Raw genomic sequence first — 21,111 nt, forward strand, 5'->3', positions numbered from 1 at the left:
TTAAGCGTCATTAAATGTCAGCTTTTTCACCTCGCTGCGCTGAATTCTCCCCGGCTTCATGGCACACTACTGGCCGATTTAGCAAAAGGCCTGCGGAGGGCTACGTGGACAAAATTTTCGTCGATGAGGCAGTGAGCGAGCTGCACACCATTCAGGACATGCTGCGCTGGGCGGTCAGCCGCTTTTCCGCTGCCGGAATCTGGTACGGACATGGCACAGACAATCCCTGGGACGAAGCCGTTCAACTGGTCCTGCCGTCACTCTGGCTGCCGCTGGATATTCCTGAAGATATGCGCAATGCGCGTCTGACCGCCAGCGAACGTCTTCTGATCGTTGAGCGCGTCATTCGTCGCGTTAACGAGCGCATTCCGGTCGCCTATCTTACTAATAAAGCCTGGTTCTGCGGCCACGAGTTCTTTGTTGATGAGCGCGTGCTGGTGCCGCGTTCACCGATTGGCGAACTGATTGAGAACCGCTTTGCCGGTCTGGTCAGCACGCCACCTCATCATATTCTGGATATGTGTACCGGCAGCGGCTGCATCGCGATTGCCTGCGCCTATGCCTTCCCGGAAGCGGAGGTGGACGCGGTGGATATCTCTACCGGTGCGCTGGCGGTTGCCGAGCAGAACATTGAAGAACATGGCCTGATTCATCAGGTTACGCCGATTCGCGCTGACCTGTTCCGCGAACTGCCACCGCTGAAATATGATCTGATCGTCACCAATCCGCCGTATGTTGATGCGGAAGATATGGATGATCTGCCGAACGAATATCGCCACGAACCAGAGCTCGGGCTGGCGGCAGGCAGCGACGGCCTGAAGCTGGTACGCCGCATTCTGGCCTGTGCACCGGATTATCTCAGCGAGCAGGGCGTACTGGTCTGCGAAGTGGGCAACAGCATGGTGCACATGATCGAGCAGTATCCCGACGTGCCCTTTACCTGGCTGGAATTCGACAACGGCGGTGATGGCGTCTTTACGCTGACGCGCCAGCAGATTGTCGACGCAAAACACCATTTCTCTTTTTACAAAGACTAAAAGTGGGGCGAAGCATCGCCCGCCGAACCCTGAGAAGGAAATAGCATGGCCGGAAACAGCATCGGGCAATTTTTTCGAGTAACGACCTTTGGCGAGTCCCATGGGCTTGCGCTGGGCTGTATCGTTGACGGCGTGCCGCCAGGCATCCCGCTGACCGAAGCGGATATTCAGCATGACCTCGATCGCCGTCGTCCTGGCACATCGCGCTATACCACGCAGCGCCGCGAGCCGGATCAGGTGAAAATTTTGTCCGGCGTCTTTGAGGGTGTGACCACCGGTACTTCGATTGGCCTGCTGATTGAAAATACCGATCAGCGTTCGCAGGATTACGGCGCTATCAAAGATCTCTTCCGTCCGGGCCATGCTGATTACACCTACGAGCAGAAATATGGTCAGCGCGACTACCGTGGCGGTGGCCGCTCGTCGGCGCGCGAAACCGCGATGCGCGTGGCGGCCGGTGCGATTGCCAAGAAATACCTGCAGATGAAACACGGTGTCGTGGTGCGCGGCTATCTGTCACAGATTGGTGACATCGCCTGTGAGCTGAAAGACTGGAGCATCGTGGAAGAGAATCCGTTCTTCTGCCCGGATGCGGACAAGCTGGAGGCGCTGGATGAACTGATGCGCGGCCTGAAAAAAGAGGGCGACTCCATTGGCGCCAAAGTCACGGTCATGGCAGATCACGTGCCGCCAGGCCTGGGCGAGCCGGTATTTGACCGGCTGGATGCCGATCTGGCACATGCGCTGATGAGCATCAATGCCGTTAAAGGCGTTGAAATCGGCGACGGCTTTGCGGTGGTTAACCAGCGCGGCAGCCAGCATCGCGACGAGATCCGCCACGATGGTTTCCAGAGCAACCACGCCGGGGGGATTCTGGGCGGCATCAGCAGCGGCCAGACCATCAGCGCCAATCTGGCGATGAAACCAACCTCCAGCATCACCGTGCCGGGTAAAACCATTACCCGCGACGGCGAAGAAGTGGAGATGATCACCAAAGGCCGCCACGATCCCTGCGTCGGGATCCGCGCAGTGCCGATCGCCGAGGCGATGATGGCGATCGTCCTGATGGATCATCTGCTGCGCCAGCGGGCGCAGAACGGTGACGTTAACAGCTCCGTACCGCGCTGGTGATGCCATGAAGGCTCTTCTGCTTACCCTGAGTGCGCTGTTGATCAGCGCCTCCAGCCTGGCGGCGACGCCGTGGCAACGCATCCAGCAGCCGATTACCGGTGCACCGCAGTCAATCGGCGGCTTTGCCAACGGCTGTATTGTTGGCGCCGAGGCGCTGCCGCTGAATTCACCGCACTATCAGGTGATGCGTCAGGATCAGCGGCGCTACTTTGGTCATCCCGATCTGATTCAGTTTATTCAGCGTCTCAGTACGCAGGTGCATAACCTGCAACTGGGCAACGTGCTGATTGGTGACATGGGCATGGCAGCAGGCGGACGTTTCAGCAGTGGTCACGCCAGCCATCAGACCGGACTGGATGTCGATATCTGGCTGCAACTGCCGAAAACCCGCTGGAGCGCCCAGCAACTGCTGAAGCCGCAGCCGCTCGATCTGGTCGGGCCGGGTGACAAAAATGTGATTGCGCGCCACTGGCAGCCGGAAATTGATAGCCTGATTAAACTGGCCGCCAAAGATGATGATGTGACACGCATCTTCGTCAATCCGGCGATTAAAAAGCAGCTTTGTGCCGATGCAGGTAACGATCGTGACTGGCTGCGTAAAGTGCGCCCGTGGTTTGCTCACCGGGCCCATATGCATGTGCGCCTGCGCTGCCCGGCGGGCAGTATCGGCTGTGAAGATCAGCCTGCACCGCCTGCTGGCGATGGCTGTGGCGCAGAGCTGCAGAGCTGGTTCCTGCCAAAACAGCCTGGCTCGGGCGCGCCGGTGAAACGTGAGCCGCCGCCATTACCGCCTGCCTGTCAGGCCCTGCTGGATAAACATCTACTGTAAGGGATTCCATGGATTGGTTTGTGGTCAGCCCGCTGCTCGTCGGGCTGCTGTTTTTAATCGCCATGCTCGCCGGTTTTATTGATTCAATCGCGGGTGGCGGGGGATTACTTACGGTACCTTCGTTGCTGGCGGCGGGCCTCTCTCCGGCCCAGGCGCTGGCGACCAATAAACTGCAATCGGTCGGTGGATCGTTTTCCGCCAGTCTCTACTTTATCCGGCGTGGTGCGGTCAATCTTAATGAACAGTGGCTGAACATTGCCATGACGCTGCTGGGTTCCGTGCTGGGCGCGATACTGATTCAGCGCTTGCAGGCAGACTTTCTGCGCCAGATGCTGCCGCTGTTTTTAATCGCTATCGGTCTGTGGTTCCTGCTGATGCCGCGACTCGGCGAAGTGGATCGCGCGCGCCGTCTGCATGGTCTGGCCTTTGCACTGGTCGGCGGCGGGGCAGTGGGATTTTATGACGGATTTTTCGGACCGGGCGCAGGATCTTTTTATGCGCTGGCTTTCGTCACGCTCTGCGGCTACAACCTTGCCAAAGCGACCGCCCATGCCAAGGTCCTCAACTTCACCTCGAACCTCGGCAGCCTGCTGTTCTTTATGTTCGGCGGCAAAGTAGTGTGGGGAACCGGCCTGATCATGATGCTCGGCGCTTTCTGCGGCGCGCGTCTGGGCGCAAGACTGGTGCTGAGCCGCGGACAGAAGCTGATCCGCCCGATGGTGGTGATTGTGTCTGCCGTCATGAGCATTAAATTACTGTGGGACAGCCATGGCAGCGCCGTTATGGCCTGGCTTGCCACGCTGCAATCGTAACCTAAAACCTGATACCGTCATGAACCCGACTCATCATTATGAACAGCTGATCACGCTGTTTGATCGCTGTTTCAGCGATGAATTTCAGACCCGTCTAATTAAAGGCGATGATGAACCGATCTATCTTCCTGCTGATGCTGAATCGCCGTGGAATCGTGTGGTCTTTGCTCACGGCTTCTACGCCAGCGCCCTGCATGAGATCTCTCACTGGTGCATCGCCGGTGAAGCGCGCCGCAAACTGGTCGATTTTGGCTACTGGTACTGTCCGGATGGCCGCGATGCGCTGACCCAGAGTCAGTTTGAAGCGGTGGAAGTGAAGCCACAGGCGCTGGAGTGGATGTTTTGTACGGCGGCAGGCTTTCCCTTCAACGTGAGTTGTGACAATCTCGACGGGGATTGTGAGCCGGATCGCATTGCGTTCCAGCGTAAAGTGCATGCTCAGGTCATGAGCTATCTGACGTCGGGCATTCCCGACCGTCCCGCGCGTTTTATTACCGCCCTGGCGGAATTTTATGGCAGGCCTTCATTAACAGCATCGCAGTTTCCCTGGCCGGACGATCTGTGATGCAGAAAGGCATTATTAAAAGAGGAATTGAGATGATCGCAGAATTTGAAGCGCGTATTCTGGCCCTGATTGACGACATGGTCGAGCATGCCAGTGACGATGAGCTGTTCGCCAGCGGTTATCTGCGCGGGCATCTGACACTGGCCGTCGCTGAAGTGGAGCAACTGGGCGAACATACGCCAGAAGCGCTGCAGATTCAGGTGACCCGCAGTCTGCAAAATGCCATAGCTGCCGGAGAACTCTCGCCGCGCGACCAGGCATTAGTGGTCGGGATGTGGGATAACCTGTTTGTTCAGGCCCGCCAGCTCTCCGCGTAATGGTGCAGGGCGGCGTGCCGCCCTTAGCGTCCGCTAAACGGCTTTTCCCTTCAGTAATTTCCTCACCCAGTAACGATTCGGATTGAGTGCTGCCAGTGTACTGGCATCCAGAGGTTGCGGCTCGCCCGCCAGCTGAGCTGCCAGCACTTCGGCCGCCAGCGGCGCACTGCACAGGCCGCGCGATCCCAGCGCCCCAAACAGATACAAGCCCGCAAGATCGGGTGCGTCAGCGATATCGCCGCCTGCCGCCTGCTGTGCCGGTAAATCAGCATACTGCGCCAGCGTAGCAGCATAATCCGGCACGCCGCCCACCATCGGCAGGTGATCCCGGGTGGCGCAGCGCACCCCCATTCTTGCCTCTCCGTCACTGACATCCACCGTTTCGGCCCAGCTGCTGTCAGGCAGGCAATGCAGCAGGCGGCTGCGGTTCTCCTGCTGATCCTCCTCCCGATACGCGGTTGCGGTATCGCCACGGTGATAGCTGGCCCCGATACAGTGCGTACCAAACTGCGGGCTGACAGGCGTCAGATAGCCGTCGTAACAGAGCACCGTTTGCAGCGCGTTGAGGCCCGGCGTGGAGGGAACATGGCTTACCTGACCGGCCACCGGATAGGTCGGCAGCGGGGCGCTTTGCGCAAAGTCAGCAATCGCATGACCGTTTGCCAGTACGACGGTCGGATGACGTACCGCCGGACGATCGCTGAACGTCAGCATCCAGTGATCATCCTCACGGGAAAGCGCGCTCACCCGGTGCAGCCAGTGAATGCGCAATCCCTGGGTCTCGCCATGCGCCAGCATCGCGGTGGTCAGCTCTGCCGGTGAGAGCCAGCCGCCTTGCGGATAGAAAATGCCGCCACAGCCATGTTCAACATTTGCCAGTTTTTCAGCTTCTGCCACATCGACGCCACAGGCGATGATTTCAGGCAGGTCCATCGCCAGCATCTGATCGATCTTCTTACGGCTTTTCTCATCCCAGCCCAGCTGCAGCACACCGCTCCAGTGATGCTCATAGGTGACGGTTAATTGATCATAGAGCCGCCGGGCAAAGCTGAATGCCGAGGGGAAAAAAGTGGCAAGTGCCGGGTCGTGCTGATTGAGCAGCGGATAGAGCGCTCCCTGACGGTTGCCGGATGCGCCCAGCGCGGGCGCCTCATCGGCGCAATAAAGCGTTACCCGCCAGCCGCGACGCAGCAGCGCCAGCGCCAGGGTGGCACTCGCGACGCCGCCGCCAATCAGGGCTACATCACGCTGCTCCGCAGCCTGACGATGATACCAGGGCTGTGCGGCGGGCAGCGGAGGCGCATCCTGCAACGGCCCGCATAGCATTTCGCGCTTCGGACCAAATCCTTTGCGGCGGATGACCGCAAAGCCCGCCTGCTGCAGACCGCGCCGGACAATACCTGCAGCCGTAAAAGTCGCGAAGGTCCCCTGCGGCCGCGCCAGTTTTGCCATCATGCCGAACAGCTCCGGCGTCCACATATCCGGGTTCTTTGAGGGCGCGAACCCATCCAAAAACCAGGCATCTACCTGACGATTCAGGCTCTCATCCAGCTGGCCCATCAGCAGGTTAATATCGCCCAGCCACAGGTCGAGCGTGATGCGGCCGCCATCAAACAGCAGACGCTGACAGCCGGGCAGGGCAGCGGGCCACTGCGCCTGCAGCGCCTCCGCCCAGGGGGCCAGTTCGGGCCAGTGCTGCTGCGCTGCGGTTAAATCTTCACGGGTTAACGGAAATTTCTCAAAGCTGATGAAATGCAGACGTTTTAAAGTGGCGTCGGGCTGTTCGCGCTGAAACGCATCGAACGCCTGCCACAGCGTCAGGAAATTAAGACCGGTGCCAAAACCGCTCTCCGCCACGATCAGCAGATCGCGCGGATGCTCAGTAAAACGCTGGGGAAAACCGTTGCCGCCAAGGAAGACATAGCGTGTCTCTTCCAGACCGTTGTCATTAGAGAAATAGACATCGCCAAACGCTCGGGAAACAGGTGTACCCTGTTCATTCCAGTTTAGCTTTGCATGTTCAACCGGGGTCAATTTCACGGTAAAGGCTCGTTTTTCAGGCAGTGGCGCGATTCTAGCGACCCGCGTGACATGACGCAAATTTACAAAAGGAAATAGCTGATCGGACTTGTTCGGCGTACAAGTGTACGCTAGAGTGCATGCCAATTAAGAAGAAGTGGATGAGGAAGATTGAATGAAACGTGCTGTGATTACTGGCTTAGGGATCGTTTCCAGTATTGGTAATAACCAGCAGGAGGTGCTGTCATCTCTGCGTGAAGGACGCTCTGGCATCACCTTTTCTGAAGAGATGAAAGATTCCGGCATGCGTAGTCACGTCTGGGGTAACGTTAAATTAGATACCACCGGCCTCATCGATCGCAAAGTTGTGCGCTTTATGAGTGATGCGTCCATCTATGCTTATCTTTCCATGGAAGAAGCGATTAAAGATTCTGGCCTCAGCGCTGAAGCGTATCAGAGCAACCCACGTGTGGGTCTGATTGCGGGTTCAGGCGGCGGCTCCCCACGTTTCCAGGTATTTGGTGCTGACGCAATGCGCAGCCCACGCGGCCTGAAAGCGGTTGGCCCTTATGTTGTCACCAAAGCGATGGCCTCTGGCGTCTCTGCCTGCCTCGCAACGCCATTCAAAATTCATGGCGTAAACTACTCGATTAGCTCCGCCTGTGCCACCTCTGCGCACTGTATCGGTAACGCCGTTGAGCAGATCCAGCTTGGCAAACAGGATATCGTTTTTGCGGGCGGCGGCGAAGAGCTGTGCTGGGAAATGGCCTGTGAGTTCGACGCCATGGGCGCGCTCTCTACCCGTTACAACGACACGCCAGAAAAAGCGTCACGCACTTATGACAATGAGCGCGACGGCTTTGTTATCGCCGGTGGCGGTGGCATGGTCGTCGTTGAAGAGCTGGAGCATGCGCTGGCACGTGGTGCGCATATCTATGCCGAAATCGTCGGTTATGGTGCCACTTCAGACGGTGCAGACATGGTTGCTCCATCAGGTGAAGGCGCAGTGCGCTGCATGAAGATGGCGATGCACGGTGTCGATACCCCGATTGACTATCTGAACAGCCACGGAACCTCTACCCCGGTGGGTGATGTGAAAGAGCTGGGTGCGATTCGTGAAGTGTTTGGCGATAACACGCCATACATTTCAGCAACGAAAGCGATGACCGGCCACTCTCTGGGTGCGGCTGGCGTGCAGGAAGCGATCTACTCGCTGCTGATGCTGGAGCATGGTTTTATCGCGCCAAGCATCAACATCACCTCGCTTGATGCGGCAGCAACCGGTATGAACATCGTCACTGAGCCGATGGAAAAAGAGCTGACTACCGTGATGTCTAACAGCTTTGGTTTTGGCGGTACCAACGCCACATTGACCATGCGTAAATATCAGGCGTAATTATTACGTCAGCACTCTGAAGGGCCGGCTTGCCGGCCCTTTTTGTTTTACAGCCCATCCGCTTTACCTCGTTCAACCCTCCGTTTTAGCCCTCACGCTGCAGCAGCCGCAGCAATGTATCGCATCCTGCCACAATCTCGTCAGGCGTCAGTGCGGCAAAGCCCAGCATCCAGCCTTGCTGAGACGAAGGCCCGGCATAAAGCGGACTCAGACGCGGCAGCAGCAAACCCTGTTGAGCCGCCAGTGCGCTTAATCGCGCTTCATCCTGTTGCAGTCTGACAGTTACCTGTAATCCGCCGCTGCTGACAATCGGCGTGATCCACGGCGACAGTTGCTGAGCGATTAGCGTCAGCAGCAGATCGCGACGGCTGCGATAGAGCTGACGCATCAGCCGCAGATGGCTGGCGAAATGTCCCTGTTGCAGAAAGGCGGCGGTGACAGCCTGCGGCAGCAGGGCGCTGTGTCCATCCAGCACGCTGCGTGCCTGGCCTATGGGGGTAATCAGCGCGGGCGGGACCACCATCCAGGCCAGCCGCAGGGAGGGAAACAGCGACTTCGAGAAGGTGCCCAGCGTAATCACCCGCTGATGGCGATCCAGTCCCTGTAGCGCAGGGATAGGACGTTCGTCGTAGTGAAATTCGCTGTCATAATCGTCTTCGATCAGCCAGCACCGGTTGCGCTGCGCCCAGTCCAGCCACGCCAGGCGTCGCGTCAGGCTCAGCGTCACGCCGGTAGGATAATGATGCGATGGCGTCAGATACATCAGTTTTGCACTGCCGCTGGCGGGGATGGCACCTTCGGCATCGACCTCAATCCCGCGCACCTGTGCGCCGGCAGCCAGAAAGGCGTTACGCGCACCAGGATAGCCCGGCTCCTCCATCCATACCTCATCACCGGGATCGACGAACATCATTGCCAGTAACTGCAGTGCCTGTTGTGAACTGGTCAGAATGATCACCTGTTCCGGCTGGCATGCCACGCCCCGGGAAAGTGCCAGATAATCCGCGAGTGCGCTGCGTAACGGCAGGTAGCCGCAGGGATCGCCGTATCCCATTGCGGCACTGCCCAGTGAACGCTGCACGCTGCTGCCGAGGCGTCGCCACGTGTCATGGGGAAAAGCGCGTAACTCCGGTGAACCGGCGGCGAATGCATGGGGAAAAGGGGGATTCTGACAGCCACCGGTTGCCAGTACCTGCTGGCCCCGCGCTGAGAAACGGACGGGCTGAGGCCGGGCCGGAAATGATGATGAGTGGGTGGGGATGATGATGGCAACAAAAGTACCGCGACCGGTCTCGCGTCGCAGATAGCCTTCACTTTCCAGCTGTCCGTAGGCCGCTTCCACCGTCACACGTGACAGACGCAGATCCTGCGCCAGCTGCCGACTGGACGGCAACTGCTGACCAGCATGCAGATGGTGCCGGTTGATCGCCAGTCGCAGGGTAGAGCAGAGCCGCTCGCGCACGCCGCCACTGGTCTGATGCTGGAAAAGTTGTAATAACGGTGAAGACATATGGGTCTTATACCTGATGGGGAATGGGTATCAGTAAGCAGTCCACTTTGCCGTAAACTGCAGACTCACCACAACAGGAGAATCGCTATGTCATCGGTTTTACGAATTCCGGCTGCCACCCCGCAGCAAAGCCTCGACTATCTGCAGGCAAAACTCGCTTTTTACACCGACGCCTGGGATCTGGCGGAAGATCTGGAACGGCAAATCCCGGATATCGTGGTAATCGATGCTCGCGCGCCGGAGGCTTATCGCGCCGGGCATATTTGCGGCGCGATCAACTTTCCGCATCGCGAGATGGATGCCACTACGACGGCCCGGCTCGATCGCAGCAAAGTTTATGTCACGTATTGTGACGGCATTGGCTGTAACGGCTCGACGAAAGCGGCCTGGAAACTGGCCTCGCTGGGATTTCAGGTGAAGGAGTTGATTGGCGGGCTGGATTTCTGGAAACGTGACGGTCATCCGCTGACCTGGGGTGATGCACCGGGCGAATGGCCAGTCGCCGCGCCCAAAGCATTCTGTGGCTGTTAACTCAGAGGACCACCCAGAGTAAAAGGGTGATGACGATCAGTGCGACAAAGAAGCCCAGCAGGGGGCGCTCTGCCAGAGGCTGAATCGCGGGCGGCAGCGACGCAACAAAGGGTGACCAGATCGGCTGGGGTTTTATCTCGCTGGCAGCCAGCGGCTGTTCGAGAAGTTTTTCTGCCCGGTCGGCGCGCCGGCTGAACAGGAAGTTCAGCAGATCCTGGGTCTGCGTTACGGTGAGCACCGTCTGCGGTGTCGCCTGGAAACGCTGCTGGCTGTAATCCTCCAGTTGCTGCCGCTCCTGCTGATCAAGCGGCTGTTTCAGGGACGCTTCCAGCAATTGCAGCGTCGGTGCACTGTGCTGACTCAACGTCTGGCGCACCTGCAGATACTGGGTCAGCAGCGGGAAGTGGCGCGACGGGATGGGATCACCGCTGGTGAGGTTGACCAGTTTCAGCGCAGCCGTCCACAGCTTACCGGTGGATTCGCCCGTGGCAGCGGCCAGGCGTACCACCTGCTGATTCAGCGTATGGTGCTCGGCAGGCAGCAGCGTGCGATCGCTGACGCGGATCTGCTGCGGCTGAGGAATCGTCATCTGCCCGTTCTGCAGCATCGTCAGCACCTGGCGCAGCTGATCCTGGCTCAGCGCGCTCAGTACGGTCTGACCAAATTGCTGACGGATAAAGTCGCTGACGGCCTGACGGTTATTCCCTTTCGGCAGCAGATCGGTGAGCTGGGTCATCAGCTGGCGTGTGGCATGCCCATTTTGCGTCTGCGTAAGGCGGCCATTAAGGTACTGTTCCGCTGCCGGAAAATGACGCGACTGCAACTCCGCTTCACTCTTTACGCCCACTTCATGGCGTACGCCCGCCCACAGTTCAGGCGCTTTAAGATTACTGAGCGATGAGATACGCACGATCAGGCGTTCTAACGTCGTGCGCTGCGCAGGGGAGAGGGGCTGTTCACCGGCCACTGAACCGTGACGCGTTACGCCAGTTTGCGGATTGACAGATGAACGATCGCCGACCGGCACACCGGGGCCGCTGAGTGGTTGCATGGCGGATTCCTTGGGAAAACAGAACAGCGTGGGGTGCGCCGGAAAATGAATAGGCCATGATAGCAAAAGCCCCCGGGAAATCCCACGGGGGACATGCGTTTCGGCGCGAGATTTACGCTTCAGCTGTAGCCTTTCTTCACTGCCATCCTCAACAGCACCCTCACTCGCCACAGCCGCGCTATTCAGGCCTGTGGGTGGCTCACCGGTTTACGGCGGGATAAGGGGGTACGCAGCCGCTGAGCCAGTATCACACCGCCAAGCGTCAGACCACCGCCAATCCAGTGGTAACTGTGTAGTTGCTCATGCAGGAAAATCACCGCGATCACCGCGGTAAATACCGGGATCAGATTCATAAAGATACTGGTGGTGCTGGCACCCAGACGCTGCACACCGTGGATCCACAGGAACGGCGCGATGATCGAAGCAAACAGACCGGCAAAGGCCACCAGCGGCAGGTTGTGCCGGTTAAGCGCCACCTCGGGGGCCAGCAGAAAACCAGGCAACAGCAGTACGACACCAAATAAAATCTGCACATACAGGCTTTGCCAGATCGGCAGCGGCAGTGCCCAGCGTCGTGTCAGCACGCCATACAGCGCATAGGCGGCGGAGGCGGCCAGCATCAGCAGTTCACCTTTGCCCAGACCGTGATTCAGCAGCTGCATCACGTTGCCCTCACTGACCAGCCACACCAGACCGGTAAAGGAGATGATGCTGCCGAGCAGGATGCCCAGCGTCGGCGCAATCCGCAGGATCACCACGCTCAGCAGTACGGTGAGCAGGGGGATGAGGGCGCCGATAATGCCCATAAAGAGTGCGCTGACACTGTGTGCTGCGTAGTAGGCGAGACTCTGATAGAGCACCATGCCGAGCAGGCCAAGGATCGCCAGCCGCCAGAGGTGCGGTTTAATGACCTGACGCGTGCGCCACACGCCGGGCAGCACAAAGGGCGTCAGCACCAGCAGCGCCAGTAACCAGCGGTAGAATGAGATCGCCGCCGGATCGATCGCATCCGCCGAGAGTTTGCTGACAATTGAGTTGATCGACCAGATTATTACCGCAAAGAGCGGGTACAGGAAAAACATGCTGACTCTCCACACGCCATAATGAGGCGCAGTGTACGCTTGTCCGGATTTATTCAGATAGTTAATATCGGACAAAATTAGTTGTGGAGCGGACAGAATGACCCTGAAAGTGATCTACCAGCCGCCCCTTGACGCGCCGCAACTGCGCTACTTTATGCGTTATGAGCAGGCCAATGCCCGCACCGAATATTTGCCGCATGCGCATGCCTGGGGTCAGCTCATTATGGTGAAAAGCCACGTACTGGAGATGCAGGTCGAGGGTGAGCGATTGCTGACACCGGCAGATATTCCGGTCTGGATCCCACCGGGTCAGCTTCATAGTAGCTATAACCATCGTCAGGCACAGTTCCGTACCTTTAATCTGGCGGCCCCGTTATGCGCCGATCTGCCCCGGCGCGCCTGCCTGCTGCTGGTCGATCCCATTGCACATGCCATTATGGATGAGTTTGCTGAGCAGCAAATCGAGCAACCCGAAACGGATGCGCAGTGGCGGCTGTGCGAGGTGCTGCGCGATCGCCTGCAGCTGGCGCAGGTACAGGAGAGCTATCTGCCCACCTCTGACGATAAATTTCTGGCGCCGGTCTTACATGCGCTGGAAGCGCATCCGGGCGATAACACCACGCTGGCAGGCTGGGCGGCGCGGGTCTTTACCACTGAACGGACGCTGGCGCGGCGCTGCCAGCAGCAGCTTCATATGACTTTTGGCGAGTGGCGGCAGCGGCTGCGGTTTCTGCGCGCCATTGTGCTGCTGGAGCAGGGGGAAAGCGTGCAGAGCATCGCCCATGAGCTGGGATACAGTTCAGCTTCGGCGCTGATTGTGATGTTCCAGCAACAGGCGGGAACCACGCCCGAACGCTACCGTGCACGGTTAGGCTAACGCGTCGCTTTGTGCCAGAATAATTGCCTGATATGTAACTGACAGGAAAGCCGTGGTGAAAATTCTGGTCGATGAAAATATGCCTTATGCCCGTGAGCTATTCAGCCTTACCGGCGACGTGGTCGCGGTGCCGGGGCGTCCGCTGCCGGTGGCTGAACTGGCCGATGCCGATGGCCTGATGGTGCGCTCAGTCACCCAGGTTAATGAGGCCCTGCTGGCAGGAAAGCCGGTGAAATTTGTCGGAACCGCCACGGCGGGCACCGATCATGTCGACGAGAACTGGCTGCAGCAGGCGGGCATTGCGTTCTCTGCCGCACCCGGCTGTAACGCCATTGCGGTGGTGGAATATGTTTTCTCTGCGCTGCTGCTGCTGGCGGAACGCGATGGTTTCCAGCTGCGTGACCGCACTGTCGGCATCGTTGGCGTCGGTAACGTCGGTGGGCGACTGCAAAAGCGTCTTGAGGCCTGGGGCATCAAAACCCTGCTGTGCGATCCGCCGCGCGCCGATCGCGGTGACGAGGGGGATTTCCTGTCGCTGGAGGCTGTGACAGAGCAGGCTGATATTCTGACGTTCCATACGCCGCTGTTTAAAGAGGGCCCGTATAAAAGCTGGCATCTGGCGGATGCGGCGCTGCTGATGGCGCTAAAGCCTAATACTATCCTGATCAACGCCTGTCGCGGCCCGGTGGTGGACAACAGCGCGCTGCTGGAGGTGCTGAAAATGCGGCACGATCTTAGCGTCGTGCTGGATGTCTGGGAGCCGGAGCCGGATCTGTCGCTGGCGCTGCTGGATAAGGTCGATATCGCCACGCCGCACATCGCGGGCTACACGCTGGAAGGCAAAGCGCGCGGCACCACCCAGGTGTTTGAAGCCTGGTGCGACTTTATTGGTCAGCCGCAGCAGGTGCCGCTCAGTACCTTACTGCCGGTGCCGGAATTCAGTGAAATCACCCTGAATGGCCCGCTGGATCAGCCAACGCTGAAACGCCTGGCGCATCTGGTGTATGATGTGCGCCGCGATGATGCCCCCCTGCGTAAAGTGGCGGCGAAACCCGGCGAGTTTGATCGCCTGCGCAAGCAGTATCAGGAGCGCCGCGAGTGGTCATCGCTGCAGGTGAACTGCGATGACGCCACAACCGCTGAGCTGCTGAACCAGCTGGGCTTTAACGCAATCATCTCCCCGAAATAGCGGGCGCTGCAGGTCAGGCGCTCTGGCGCGGTTTCCGCACTGAATTAATCAGTGAACGGAAGGCGCGCGCTGCTGGCATGTCTGCATGACGGCGGGTTCTGGGGGGATATACCCAATGGATTTCGGGTTGCATTGAGGCGGCAAGAGAACGAATCCCGATGAGCTTACTCAGGTAAGTGATTCGGGTGAGTGAACGCAGCCAACAAAGATGCAACGTGAAAGACGACGGGGATAAATCTGAATCCCTGGGCGGTGAATATCACCGCCTTCTGTTTTTATGTCATTGTCTGGAGTAAACCAACATGTCTGACGGCTGGAATATTGCGCTACTTGGCGCGACAGGCGCAGTAGGGAACGCTGTACTGGAACTGCTGGCGGAACGCCAGTTCCCGGTTGGTGAATTATATTTGCTGGCCAGCGAAAACAGCGCGGGCGAAATCAAACGTTTCGAAGGCCGCTCGGTGCGGGTCGAAAATGCGGAGACGTTCGACTGGTCACAGGCGCAGCTGGCCTTTTTCGTGGCGGGACGTGACGCCTCGGCGCGCTTTGCCGAGGAAGCGGCCAATGCCGGTTGTCTGGTGATCGACAGCAGCGAGCTGTTTGCGCTGGAACCCGATGTGCCGCTGGTGGTGCCAGATGTGAATCCGCAGGTGCTGGCAGATTATCGCAATCGCAACATCATCAGCGTGGCGGACAACCTGGTAAGCCAGCTGCTGACCGCAATTAAACCGCTGGTGGATGCGGCCGGATTGAGTCGTTTACAGGTGACTAACCTGATCTCAGTCTCCAGCTACGGCAAAGTGGCTGTTGATGCGCTGGCCGGGGAAAGTGCCCGCCTGCTGAACGGTCTTCCGGCCGATGAACACCATTTTGGTCGTCAGCTGGCGTTTAATCTGATGCCACAACAGGCCGACGCAGAAGGCAGCGTGGAGAGTGAGCGTCGCCTGATTGATCAGGTGCGTAAGGTATTGCAGGACGAAGGCTTACCGATTGCGGTCAGCAGCGTACAGGCTCCGGTGTTCTACGGTAATGCGCAGATTGTGCATATCGAAAACCTGCGCCCGCTCTCTGCTGAAGAAGCGCGTGCCGAACTGGCGCTGGCGTCAGATATTCGTCTGAGCGAAGAGGATGAAGTGCCGACGCCGGTCACGGATGCCTCAGGCAACGGCGAACTGAGCATCGGCGCTGTGCGCAACGACTACGGTATCCCCGAAATGCTGCAGTTCTGGTCAGTGGCGGACAACATTCGTTTTGGCGGCGCACTGATGGCGGTGAAAACCGCTGAGAAACTGGTTCAGGAGTATCTGTAACCATGTCCGATGGTCAGACGCAAAAACTGGCGCTCGGCATCGAGTATGACGGCAGCCGTTACTACGGCTGGCAGCGTCAGAATGAAGTCCGCAGCGTGCAGGAGAAGGTAGAACGCGCGCTGTCGAAAGTCGCCGATCATCCGGTCAGTATTTTTTGTGCTGGCCGCACCGATGCAGGTGTACACGGGACGGGGCAGGTGGTCCATTTCGAGACCACCTCGCAGCGGCCTGATGGCGCCTGGACGCTGGGCGTCAACGCTAATCTGCCGCCGGATATTGCGGTGCGCTGGGTGAAAGCGGTGCCGGATGAATTTCATGCCCGCTTCAGCGCCACGGCCCGACGCTATCGCTACCTGATCTACAATCAGCGTCTGCGTCCGGCGGTGCTGGCGCAGGGCGTGACGCACTTTTACCATCCTCTGGATGCAGAGAAGATGCAGCGCGCCGGGCAGTGTTTGTTAGGCGAGAATGATTTCACCTCATTCCGAGCCGTGCAGTGCCAGTCGCGTACACCGTGGCGCAACGTGATTCACCTCAACGTGACGCGTCAGGGTCCCTACGTGATTGTGGATATCAAAGCCAATGCCTTTGTGCATCACATGGTGCGCAATATCGTGGGCAGCCTGATGGAGATAGGCTGCGGCAATAAGCCGGAGTCATGGATGGCAACGCTGCTGGCGGCGAAGGATCGGACATTAGCCGCAGCCACAGCCCGGGCAGAGGGGTTGTATCTGGTGGCGGTGGATTACCCATCCCACTTTGCGTTACCACAGCCGTCGATGGGACCGTTGTTCCTCGCGGATTAATTCACTTTCAGGACTTAAAAGGGCGCGCCATGGAGTTTCTCCATTTTCTGGTTGATTTTATTCTGCACATTGATGTGCATCTTGCCGAACTGGTTGCACAGTACGGTATCTGGATTTACGCTATTTTGTTCCTGATTTTGTTCTGCGAAACCGGTCTGGTGGTGACGCCCTTCCTGCCGGGTGACTCGTTGCTGTTTGTGGCGGGCGCACTGGCGGCGTTGCCGGGTAACGATCTTAATGTGCATGTGATGGTGGCATTATTAGTGGTGGCCGCGGTTCTGGGCGACGCAGTGAACTACACCATTGGCCGCCTGTTTGGCGAACGGTTGTTCAGTAACCCGAACTCGAAGATTTTCCGTCGCAGCCATCTGGATAAAACCCATGCGTTTTATGCCCGTCACGGCGGAAAAACCATTATCCTGGCGCGCTTCGTGCCGATCGTGCGAACCTTTGCGCCGTTTGTTGCCGGTATGGGCCATATGTCCTATCGCCACTTCGCGCTGTTCAACGTAACGGGTGCGCTGCTCTGGGTGCTGCTGTTCTCCTATGCCGGCTACCTGTTTGGCGATCTGCCGGTGGTGCAGGAAAACCTGAAGCTGCTGATTGTGGGCATTATCCTGGTCTCGATTCTGCCAGGTGTGATTGAAGTCTGGCGTCATCGCCGTCAGGCTAAGCAGCAGAAGCAGCCGTAAGGCTGCGCTCAGGGGTAAGACCAGATTTTTATCCACAGTCTGAACAGGTTGTGGTTTAATGAGCGACATTTACCGTCTGCTGAAGCGGTTTTCAGCAGTATCAAGACGACTGGACCAGGTCAGTTTTAAACAGAAAGGTCATCAATGAGCTGGATTGAACGCATTCTTAATAAAAGCACCGGAACGCCTGTGCGCAAAGCCAGTATCCCGGAAGGGGTCTGGACCAAGTGTGACAGCTGTGGTCAGGTGCTCTACCGCGCCGAGCTGGAGCGTAATCTTGAGGTCTGCCCGAAGTGTGACCATCACATGCGGATGCACGCCCGTGAGCGCCTCGGCAGTGTCCTCGATCAGGGCACGATGGTTGAGCTGGGTAGTGAACTTGAACCTAAAGATCTGCTCAAGTTCCGTGACTCCAAAAAGTACAAAGATCGTCTGATCGCGGCCCAGAAAGACACCGGTGAGAAAGATGCGCTGGTGGTCATGAAAGGTCAGCTGCACGGCATGCCGGTTGTTGCGGCAGCCTTTGAGTTTGCCTTTATGGGCGGTTCAATGGGCTCTGTGGTCGGTGCGCGTTTTGTACGTGCGGTTGAGCAGGCGTTAGAAGATAACTGCCCGCTGATCTGCTTCTCCGCCAGCGGCGGGGCGCGTATGCAGGAAGCGCTGCAGTCGCTGATGCAGATGGCGAAAACCAGTGCGGCACTGGCAAAAATGCGTGAGCGCGGTCTGCCTTATATTTCCGTGCTGACTGACCCGACTATGGGTGGTGTTTCGGCCAGTTTTGCCATGCTGGGCGACCTCAATATTGCGGAACCTAAAGCACTGATTGGCTTTGCCGGCCCACGCGTTATTGAGCAGACCGTGCGTGAAAAACTGCCGCCGGGCTTCCAGCGCAGTGAGTTCCTGATTGAAAAGGGCGCGATTGATATGATCATTCGCCGTCCGGAAATGCGCTACAAACTGGCAAGCCTGCTGGCAAAAATGATGAACCTGCCGGCACCGCTGCATGATGGTGAACAGTCCGCTCCGGCGACGACTGAATCGGAAAGCAACGAGGCCTGACAGGAGATAGAGAGGTGCGTCCAAAGCACCTCTTACCAATGCACCGTATACCGCAGCAGCAGCCTGCCAGGTATAAATAAGCAAAACGGGACATATGGACAATCTTCACCTTCCCCAAGCCACGTCGCCTTTGGCCACGTGGCTTTATTATCTTGAGCACCTGCATACTCAGGCCATTGAACTGGGTCTGGACCGTATTCGTCAGGTAGCGCTTCGTCTCGACCTGCTGAAACCCGCTCCTTTTGTCTTTACCGTGGCCGGTACTAATGGCAAAGGCACCACCTGTCGCACCCTGGAAACGCTGCTGATCACCGCGGGTTACCGCGTTGGCGTGTACAGCTCACCGCATCTGGTGCGCTATACCGAGCGCGTTCGGGTTCAGGGAGAGGAGCTGAGTGAAGCGCAGCACTGCGCCAGTTTTGCGGAGATTGAAGCCGGACGTGCAGATATTTCGCTGACCTATTTTGAATTTGGCACGCTCTCTGCGTTGAATCTGTTCCGCCAGTCGCAGCTGGATGTCGTGATCCTCGAAGTCGGCCTCGGTGGACGGCTGGATGCGACAAACATTGTGGATGCCGATGTCGCGGTGGTCACCAGCATTGCACTCGATCACACCGACTGGCTTGGCCCGGATCGCGAAAGCATCGGGCGTGAAAAAGCCGGTGTGTTCCGGGCGGGAAAACCTGCGGTAGTGGGTGAACCAGATATGCCGCAGAGTATTGCCGTGGTCGCACAGGAAAAAGGTGCGCAGCTGTTGCAGCGCAACCGTGACTGGTCGTGGCATGCGCAGGCAGAAAGCTGGTCACTGCGTGATGCGACAGGTGAGCTGAACGATCTGCCGCTGCCGCAGGTGCCGCTGCCTAACGCGGCGACCGCGCTGGTGGCGCTGCGGGTCTCCGGGCTTGAGGTCAGTGAGGCGCAGATTCGCGCCAGCCTGCCGCTGGCGATGCTGCCAGGCCGTTTTCAGACCCTCAGCGAATCACCGCGCGTTATTCTGGATGTCGCCCATAACCCGCATGCGGCAGCATATCTGGCGTCGCGGCTGGCTGCACTGCCGAAACGCGGCAAAGTGCATGCCGTGGTGGGCATGCTGCATGATAAAGATATCGCCGGAACGCTGGCGGCGCTGGCACCGGTGGTCGATGCCTGGTACTGCGCGCCCCTCGAGGGTCCGCGCGGCGCCAGTGCTGAGCAACTGCTGAACAACCTGCCGCAGGGCGAGGCTTTTAGTTCGGTTGAGCTCGCCTGGCAGCAGGCACGCCAGAGGGCAGCGCCGCAGGACATTGTGCTGGTCTGTGGTTCATTCCACACCGTTGCACAGGTCATGGAATCGATTGAAACGGAGAAAGGACGTGGCAAGTAAGTTTCAGAACCGTTTAGTCGGCACCGTTATTCTGGTCGCCGTTGGCGTGATTGTGCTGCCAGGGCTGCTGGATGGTCAGAAAAAGCATTACAAAGAGGAGTTCGCCGCCATTCCGCTGGTGCCGAAACCTGACGATCAGCAGGACAGCGAAATGGTGCCGCCGGTAACCCAGTCGCTGCCGGCACAGCCGCCGGAAGGCGCGGGCAATGCGGTCAGCAGCAGCAATGGCAACGGTAAAACCAACGCTACGGCAGAGCAGGGTCGGACTCAACCGGAAGACGAGAGCGATCCGGTAGTGGTCTCGCCGCCGCCGGTCCATCAGTCTGTGCCCGCACAGACGGTGACGAAGCCGAAGGTCGTTGAGCAGCAGAAACCGAAAGTAACAGAGCAGCCTAAGCAGAAGCCGGTCGAACAGCAGAAGCCAAAAGTCGTGGAGCAGCCTAAACCTAAACCGGTTGAACAGCCTAAAGTGGTCGAACAGCCGAAGCAGGAAGAGCCGCCGAAAACTGCAGAGACGACAGCGCCGGCAGGGCAGGCTTATGTGGTGCAGTTAGGTGCGCTGAAAAACGCCAGCAAAGTGAATGAGATTGTCGCGCAGCTGCGGCTGTCGGGCTATCGCGCCTTTACCGTTCCTTCAACGCCAGTACAGGGTCAGATCACCCGCATTTACGTTGGGCCTGATGCGTCGAAAGCCAAAATGCAGAGTGCGGTTGGCGAGCTGAAAAGTATCTCAGGACTGGGCGGTGTCGTGAAACCCTACAGCGCCCGCTAAAACGGGCGATTGGCGCTGCCGATAGCAGTAACAGGCAGCGTCTTTTACCCCTCAGGCAGCGCGTTTAATGCGCGCTGCCGCGAAAAAAATTGACGATTTTCAACGGCCTGTCCGGCTGAGAATCACCCGGGCGATAGCGTTTTTTTTCATCGCCTTTTTTATGGATGCAGAAAAAGAAAACCGCTACGCAAACGTTTTCTTTTTCTGTTAGAATGCGCCCCGAACTGGATGCAGGGGTGCAATTGCACTGGCGCTGGAAGAGTTCATGATCTGGATTGATTACGTCATTATTGCGGTAGTTGGTTTTTCGGCTCTGGTCAGCCTGGTCCGTGGGTTTGTCCGTGAAGCCTTATCTCTTGTTACCTGGGGATGCGCGTTTTTTGTCGCCAGTCATTACTACGCCTACCTTGCAGTCTGGTTTACAGGTTTTGACGACGAACTGGTTCGTAACGGTATCGCCATCGGTGTGCTGTTTGTGGCAACCCTGATTGTGGGGGCCATTGTGAACTACGTTATCGGCACGCTGGTGGAAAAAACCGGCCTGTCGGGAACCGACCGGGTGTTGGGCGTCTGTTTCGGGGCATTGCGTGGTGTGCTGATCGTAGCCGCTTTGCTGTTCTTCCTCGATACATTCACTGGGTTTTCCAAAAGTCCGGACTGGCAACAGTCTCAACTCATTCCCGAGTTCAGTTATATAATCAGGTGGTTTTTTGATTACCTGAAAAGCACGTCGAGTTTTTTACCCCGGTGATGTGACCGGGAG

At 58.1% G+C, this 21,111-nt stretch carries 21 protein-coding genes; 17 read left to right on the plus strand and 4 right to left on the minus strand.

Features of this window, described 5'->3' with window-relative positions:
* Positions 1–104: 104 nt before the first annotated feature.
* From prmB to ACXKZD_RS05805, 6 genes are read left to right on the plus strand one after another with little or no spacing between them, the layout of a single operon-like run.
* Positions 105–1,037 (plus strand): 50S ribosomal protein L3 N(5)-glutamine methyltransferase, encoded by a 933-nt coding sequence (gene prmB / locus ACXKZD_RS05780; protein WP_158131530.1) that lies wholly within the window; start codon positions 105–107, stop codon positions 1,035–1,037.
* 45 nt (positions 1,038–1,082) lie between these two features.
* Positions 1,083–2,168, plus strand: a complete 1,086-nt coding sequence (gene aroC, locus ACXKZD_RS05785; protein ID WP_010257950.1) for a chorismate synthase — start codon at positions 1,083–1,085, stop codon at positions 2,166–2,168.
* 4 nt (positions 2,169–2,172) lie between these two features.
* Entirely contained in the window at positions 2,173–2,997 is an 825-nt protein-coding gene (gene mepA, locus ACXKZD_RS05790; RefSeq protein ID WP_010257953.1) for a penicillin-insensitive murein endopeptidase, read from the plus strand.
* An 8-nt stretch (positions 2,998–3,005) separates the two neighbouring features.
* Positions 3,006–3,809 (plus strand): sulfite exporter TauE/SafE family protein, encoded by an 804-nt coding sequence (locus ACXKZD_RS05795; protein WP_010257955.1) that lies wholly within the window; start codon positions 3,006–3,008, stop codon positions 3,807–3,809.
* 19 nt (positions 3,810–3,828) lie between these two features.
* Positions 3,829–4,374, plus strand: coding sequence for an elongation factor P hydroxylase (locus ACXKZD_RS05800; RefSeq protein WP_003854284.1), 546 nt, complete (start codon positions 3,829–3,831; stop codon positions 4,372–4,374).
* Between the two features lie 32 nt (positions 4,375–4,406).
* Complete coding sequence (locus tag ACXKZD_RS05805) at positions 4,407–4,691, plus strand: YfcL family protein (RefSeq protein ID WP_010257960.1); 285 nt, start codon at positions 4,407–4,409, stop codon at positions 4,689–4,691.
* Between the two features lie 33 nt (positions 4,692–4,724).
* Here the strand turns inward: ACXKZD_RS05805 and mnmC are convergent, their stop codons facing one another.
* A complete protein-coding gene (gene mnmC, locus ACXKZD_RS05810) occupies positions 4,725–6,731 on the minus strand; it encodes a bifunctional tRNA (5-methylaminomethyl-2-thiouridine)(34)-methyltransferase MnmC2/FAD-dependent 5-carboxymethylaminomethyl-2-thiouridine(34) oxidoreductase MnmC1 (protein WP_311979144.1) in 2,007 nt (668 codons plus the stop codon).
* A 154-nt stretch (positions 6,732–6,885) separates the two neighbouring features.
* Between mnmC and fabB the strand changes: the two genes are divergently transcribed.
* Positions 6,886–8,106, plus strand: a complete 1,221-nt coding sequence (gene fabB, locus ACXKZD_RS05815) for a beta-ketoacyl-ACP synthase I (RefSeq protein WP_010257968.1) — start codon at positions 6,886–6,888, stop codon at positions 8,104–8,106.
* An 85-nt stretch (positions 8,107–8,191) separates the two neighbouring features.
* On the opposite strand, the gene pdxR is transcribed toward fabB, so the two are convergent.
* Entirely contained in the window at positions 8,192–9,616 is a 1,425-nt protein-coding gene (gene pdxR, locus ACXKZD_RS05820; protein WP_488981934.1) for a MocR-like pyridoxine biosynthesis transcription factor PdxR, read from the minus strand.
* A gap of 87 nt (positions 9,617–9,703) precedes the next feature.
* On the opposite strand from pdxR, the gene ACXKZD_RS05825 reads away from it, so the two are divergent.
* Positions 9,704–10,147 (plus strand): rhodanese-like domain-containing protein, encoded by a 444-nt coding sequence (locus ACXKZD_RS05825; RefSeq protein ID WP_010257974.1) that lies wholly within the window; start codon positions 9,704–9,706, stop codon positions 10,145–10,147.
* A gap of 1 nt (position 10,148) precedes the next feature.
* Here the strand turns inward: ACXKZD_RS05825 and flk are convergent, their stop codons facing one another.
* Both flk and ACXKZD_RS05835 read right to left on the minus strand, forming a co-directional pair.
* On the minus strand, positions 10,149–11,198 hold the full coding sequence (gene flk, locus ACXKZD_RS05830) for a flagella biosynthesis regulator Flk (protein ID WP_488981935.1): 1,050 nt from the start codon (positions 11,196–11,198) through the stop codon (positions 10,149–10,151).
* A gap of 182 nt (positions 11,199–11,380) precedes the next feature.
* Positions 11,381–12,280, minus strand: coding sequence for a DMT family transporter (locus ACXKZD_RS05835; protein ID WP_064690259.1), 900 nt, complete (start codon positions 12,278–12,280; stop codon positions 11,381–11,383).
* Between the two features lie 97 nt (positions 12,281–12,377).
* Between ACXKZD_RS05835 and ACXKZD_RS05840 the strand changes: the two genes are divergently transcribed.
* The 9 genes from ACXKZD_RS05840 to cvpA all read left to right on the plus strand — a co-directional run bounded on the left by ACXKZD_RS05840 (position 12,378) and on the right by cvpA (position 21,099).
* Entirely contained in the window at positions 12,378–13,157 is a 780-nt protein-coding gene (locus ACXKZD_RS05840; RefSeq protein ID WP_010257982.1) for an AraC family transcriptional regulator, read from the plus strand.
* A gap of 55 nt (positions 13,158–13,212) precedes the next feature.
* Complete coding sequence (gene pdxB, locus ACXKZD_RS05845; protein ID WP_488981936.1) at positions 13,213–14,346, plus strand: 4-phosphoerythronate dehydrogenase PdxB; 1,134 nt, start codon at positions 13,213–13,215, stop codon at positions 14,344–14,346.
* Between the two features lie 302 nt (positions 14,347–14,648).
* Complete coding sequence (locus tag ACXKZD_RS05850) at positions 14,649–15,656, plus strand: aspartate-semialdehyde dehydrogenase (RefSeq protein ID WP_346464864.1); 1,008 nt, start codon at positions 14,649–14,651, stop codon at positions 15,654–15,656.
* 2 nt (positions 15,657–15,658) lie between these two features.
* Positions 15,659–16,462: a tRNA pseudouridine(38-40) synthase TruA gene (gene truA, locus ACXKZD_RS05855; RefSeq protein WP_008926481.1), complete on the plus strand. Its 804-nt coding sequence runs from the start codon at positions 15,659–15,661 to the stop codon at positions 16,460–16,462.
* A 29-nt stretch (positions 16,463–16,491) separates the two neighbouring features.
* Complete coding sequence (locus tag ACXKZD_RS05860; protein WP_010257990.1) at positions 16,492–17,154, plus strand: DedA family protein; 663 nt, start codon at positions 16,492–16,494, stop codon at positions 17,152–17,154.
* Between the two features lie 144 nt (positions 17,155–17,298).
* Positions 17,299–18,213: an acetyl-CoA carboxylase, carboxyltransferase subunit beta gene (accD, locus tag ACXKZD_RS05865; RefSeq protein WP_010257992.1), complete on the plus strand. Its 915-nt coding sequence runs from the start codon at positions 17,299–17,301 to the stop codon at positions 18,211–18,213.
* A 94-nt stretch (positions 18,214–18,307) separates the two neighbouring features.
* Positions 18,308–19,576 (plus strand): bifunctional tetrahydrofolate synthase/dihydrofolate synthase, encoded by a 1,269-nt coding sequence (gene folC / locus ACXKZD_RS05870; RefSeq protein WP_488981937.1) that lies wholly within the window; start codon positions 18,308–18,310, stop codon positions 19,574–19,576.
* Entirely contained in the window at positions 19,566–20,348 is a 783-nt protein-coding gene (gene dedD / locus ACXKZD_RS05875) for a cell division protein DedD (RefSeq protein ID WP_010257997.1), read from the plus strand. The genes folC and dedD overlap by 11 nt, the downstream gene beginning before the upstream one ends.
* 265 nt (positions 20,349–20,613) lie before the next feature.
* Positions 20,614–21,099, plus strand: a complete 486-nt coding sequence (cvpA, locus tag ACXKZD_RS05880; RefSeq protein ID WP_003854265.1) for a colicin V production protein — start codon at positions 20,614–20,616, stop codon at positions 21,097–21,099.
* Positions 21,100–21,111 lie beyond the last annotated feature (12 nt).

The sequence above is a fragment of the Pantoea sp. ABR1s genome (assembly GCF_057812235.1).

Coding starts and splice junctions, on each gene's coding strand:
- ACXKZD_RS05825 (WP_010257974.1), top strand. CDS start 9,704: ATGTCATCGGTTTTACGAATTCCGGCTGCCACCCCGCAGCAAAGCCTC.
- flk (WP_488981935.1), bottom strand. CDS start 11,198: ATGCAACCACTCAGCGGCCCCGGTGTGCCGGTCGGCGATCGTTCATCT.
- ACXKZD_RS05840 (WP_010257982.1), top strand. CDS start 12,378: ATGACCCTGAAAGTGATCTACCAGCCGCCCCTTGACGCGCCGCAACTG.
- ACXKZD_RS05795 (WP_010257955.1), top strand. CDS start 3,006: ATGGATTGGTTTGTGGTCAGCCCGCTGCTCGTCGGGCTGCTGTTTTTA.
- folC (WP_488981937.1), top strand. CDS start 18,308: ATGGACAATCTTCACCTTCCCCAAGCCACGTCGCCTTTGGCCACGTGG.
- fabB (WP_010257968.1), top strand. CDS start 6,886: ATGAAACGTGCTGTGATTACTGGCTTAGGGATCGTTTCCAGTATTGGT.
- aroC (WP_010257950.1), top strand. CDS start 1,083: ATGGCCGGAAACAGCATCGGGCAATTTTTTCGAGTAACGACCTTTGGC.
- ACXKZD_RS05800 (WP_003854284.1), top strand. CDS start 3,829: ATGAACCCGACTCATCATTATGAACAGCTGATCACGCTGTTTGATCGC.
- ACXKZD_RS05835 (WP_064690259.1), bottom strand. CDS start 12,280: ATGTTTTTCCTGTACCCGCTCTTTGCGGTAATAATCTGGTCGATCAAC.
- mepA (WP_010257953.1), top strand. CDS start 2,173: ATGAAGGCTCTTCTGCTTACCCTGAGTGCGCTGTTGATCAGCGCCTCC.
- ACXKZD_RS05860 (WP_010257990.1), top strand. CDS start 16,492: ATGGAGTTTCTCCATTTTCTGGTTGATTTTATTCTGCACATTGATGTG.
- pdxR (WP_488981934.1), bottom strand. CDS start 9,616: ATGTCTTCACCGTTATTACAACTTTTCCAGCATCAGACCAGTGGCGGC.
- truA (WP_008926481.1), top strand. CDS start 15,659: ATGTCCGATGGTCAGACGCAAAAACTGGCGCTCGGCATCGAGTATGAC.
- accD (WP_010257992.1), top strand. CDS start 17,299: ATGAGCTGGATTGAACGCATTCTTAATAAAAGCACCGGAACGCCTGTG.
- ACXKZD_RS05805 (WP_010257960.1), top strand. CDS start 4,407: ATGATCGCAGAATTTGAAGCGCGTATTCTGGCCCTGATTGACGACATG.
- cvpA (WP_003854265.1), top strand. CDS start 20,614: ATGATCTGGATTGATTACGTCATTATTGCGGTAGTTGGTTTTTCGGCT.
- ACXKZD_RS05850 (WP_346464864.1), top strand. CDS start 14,649: ATGTCTGACGGCTGGAATATTGCGCTACTTGGCGCGACAGGCGCAGTA.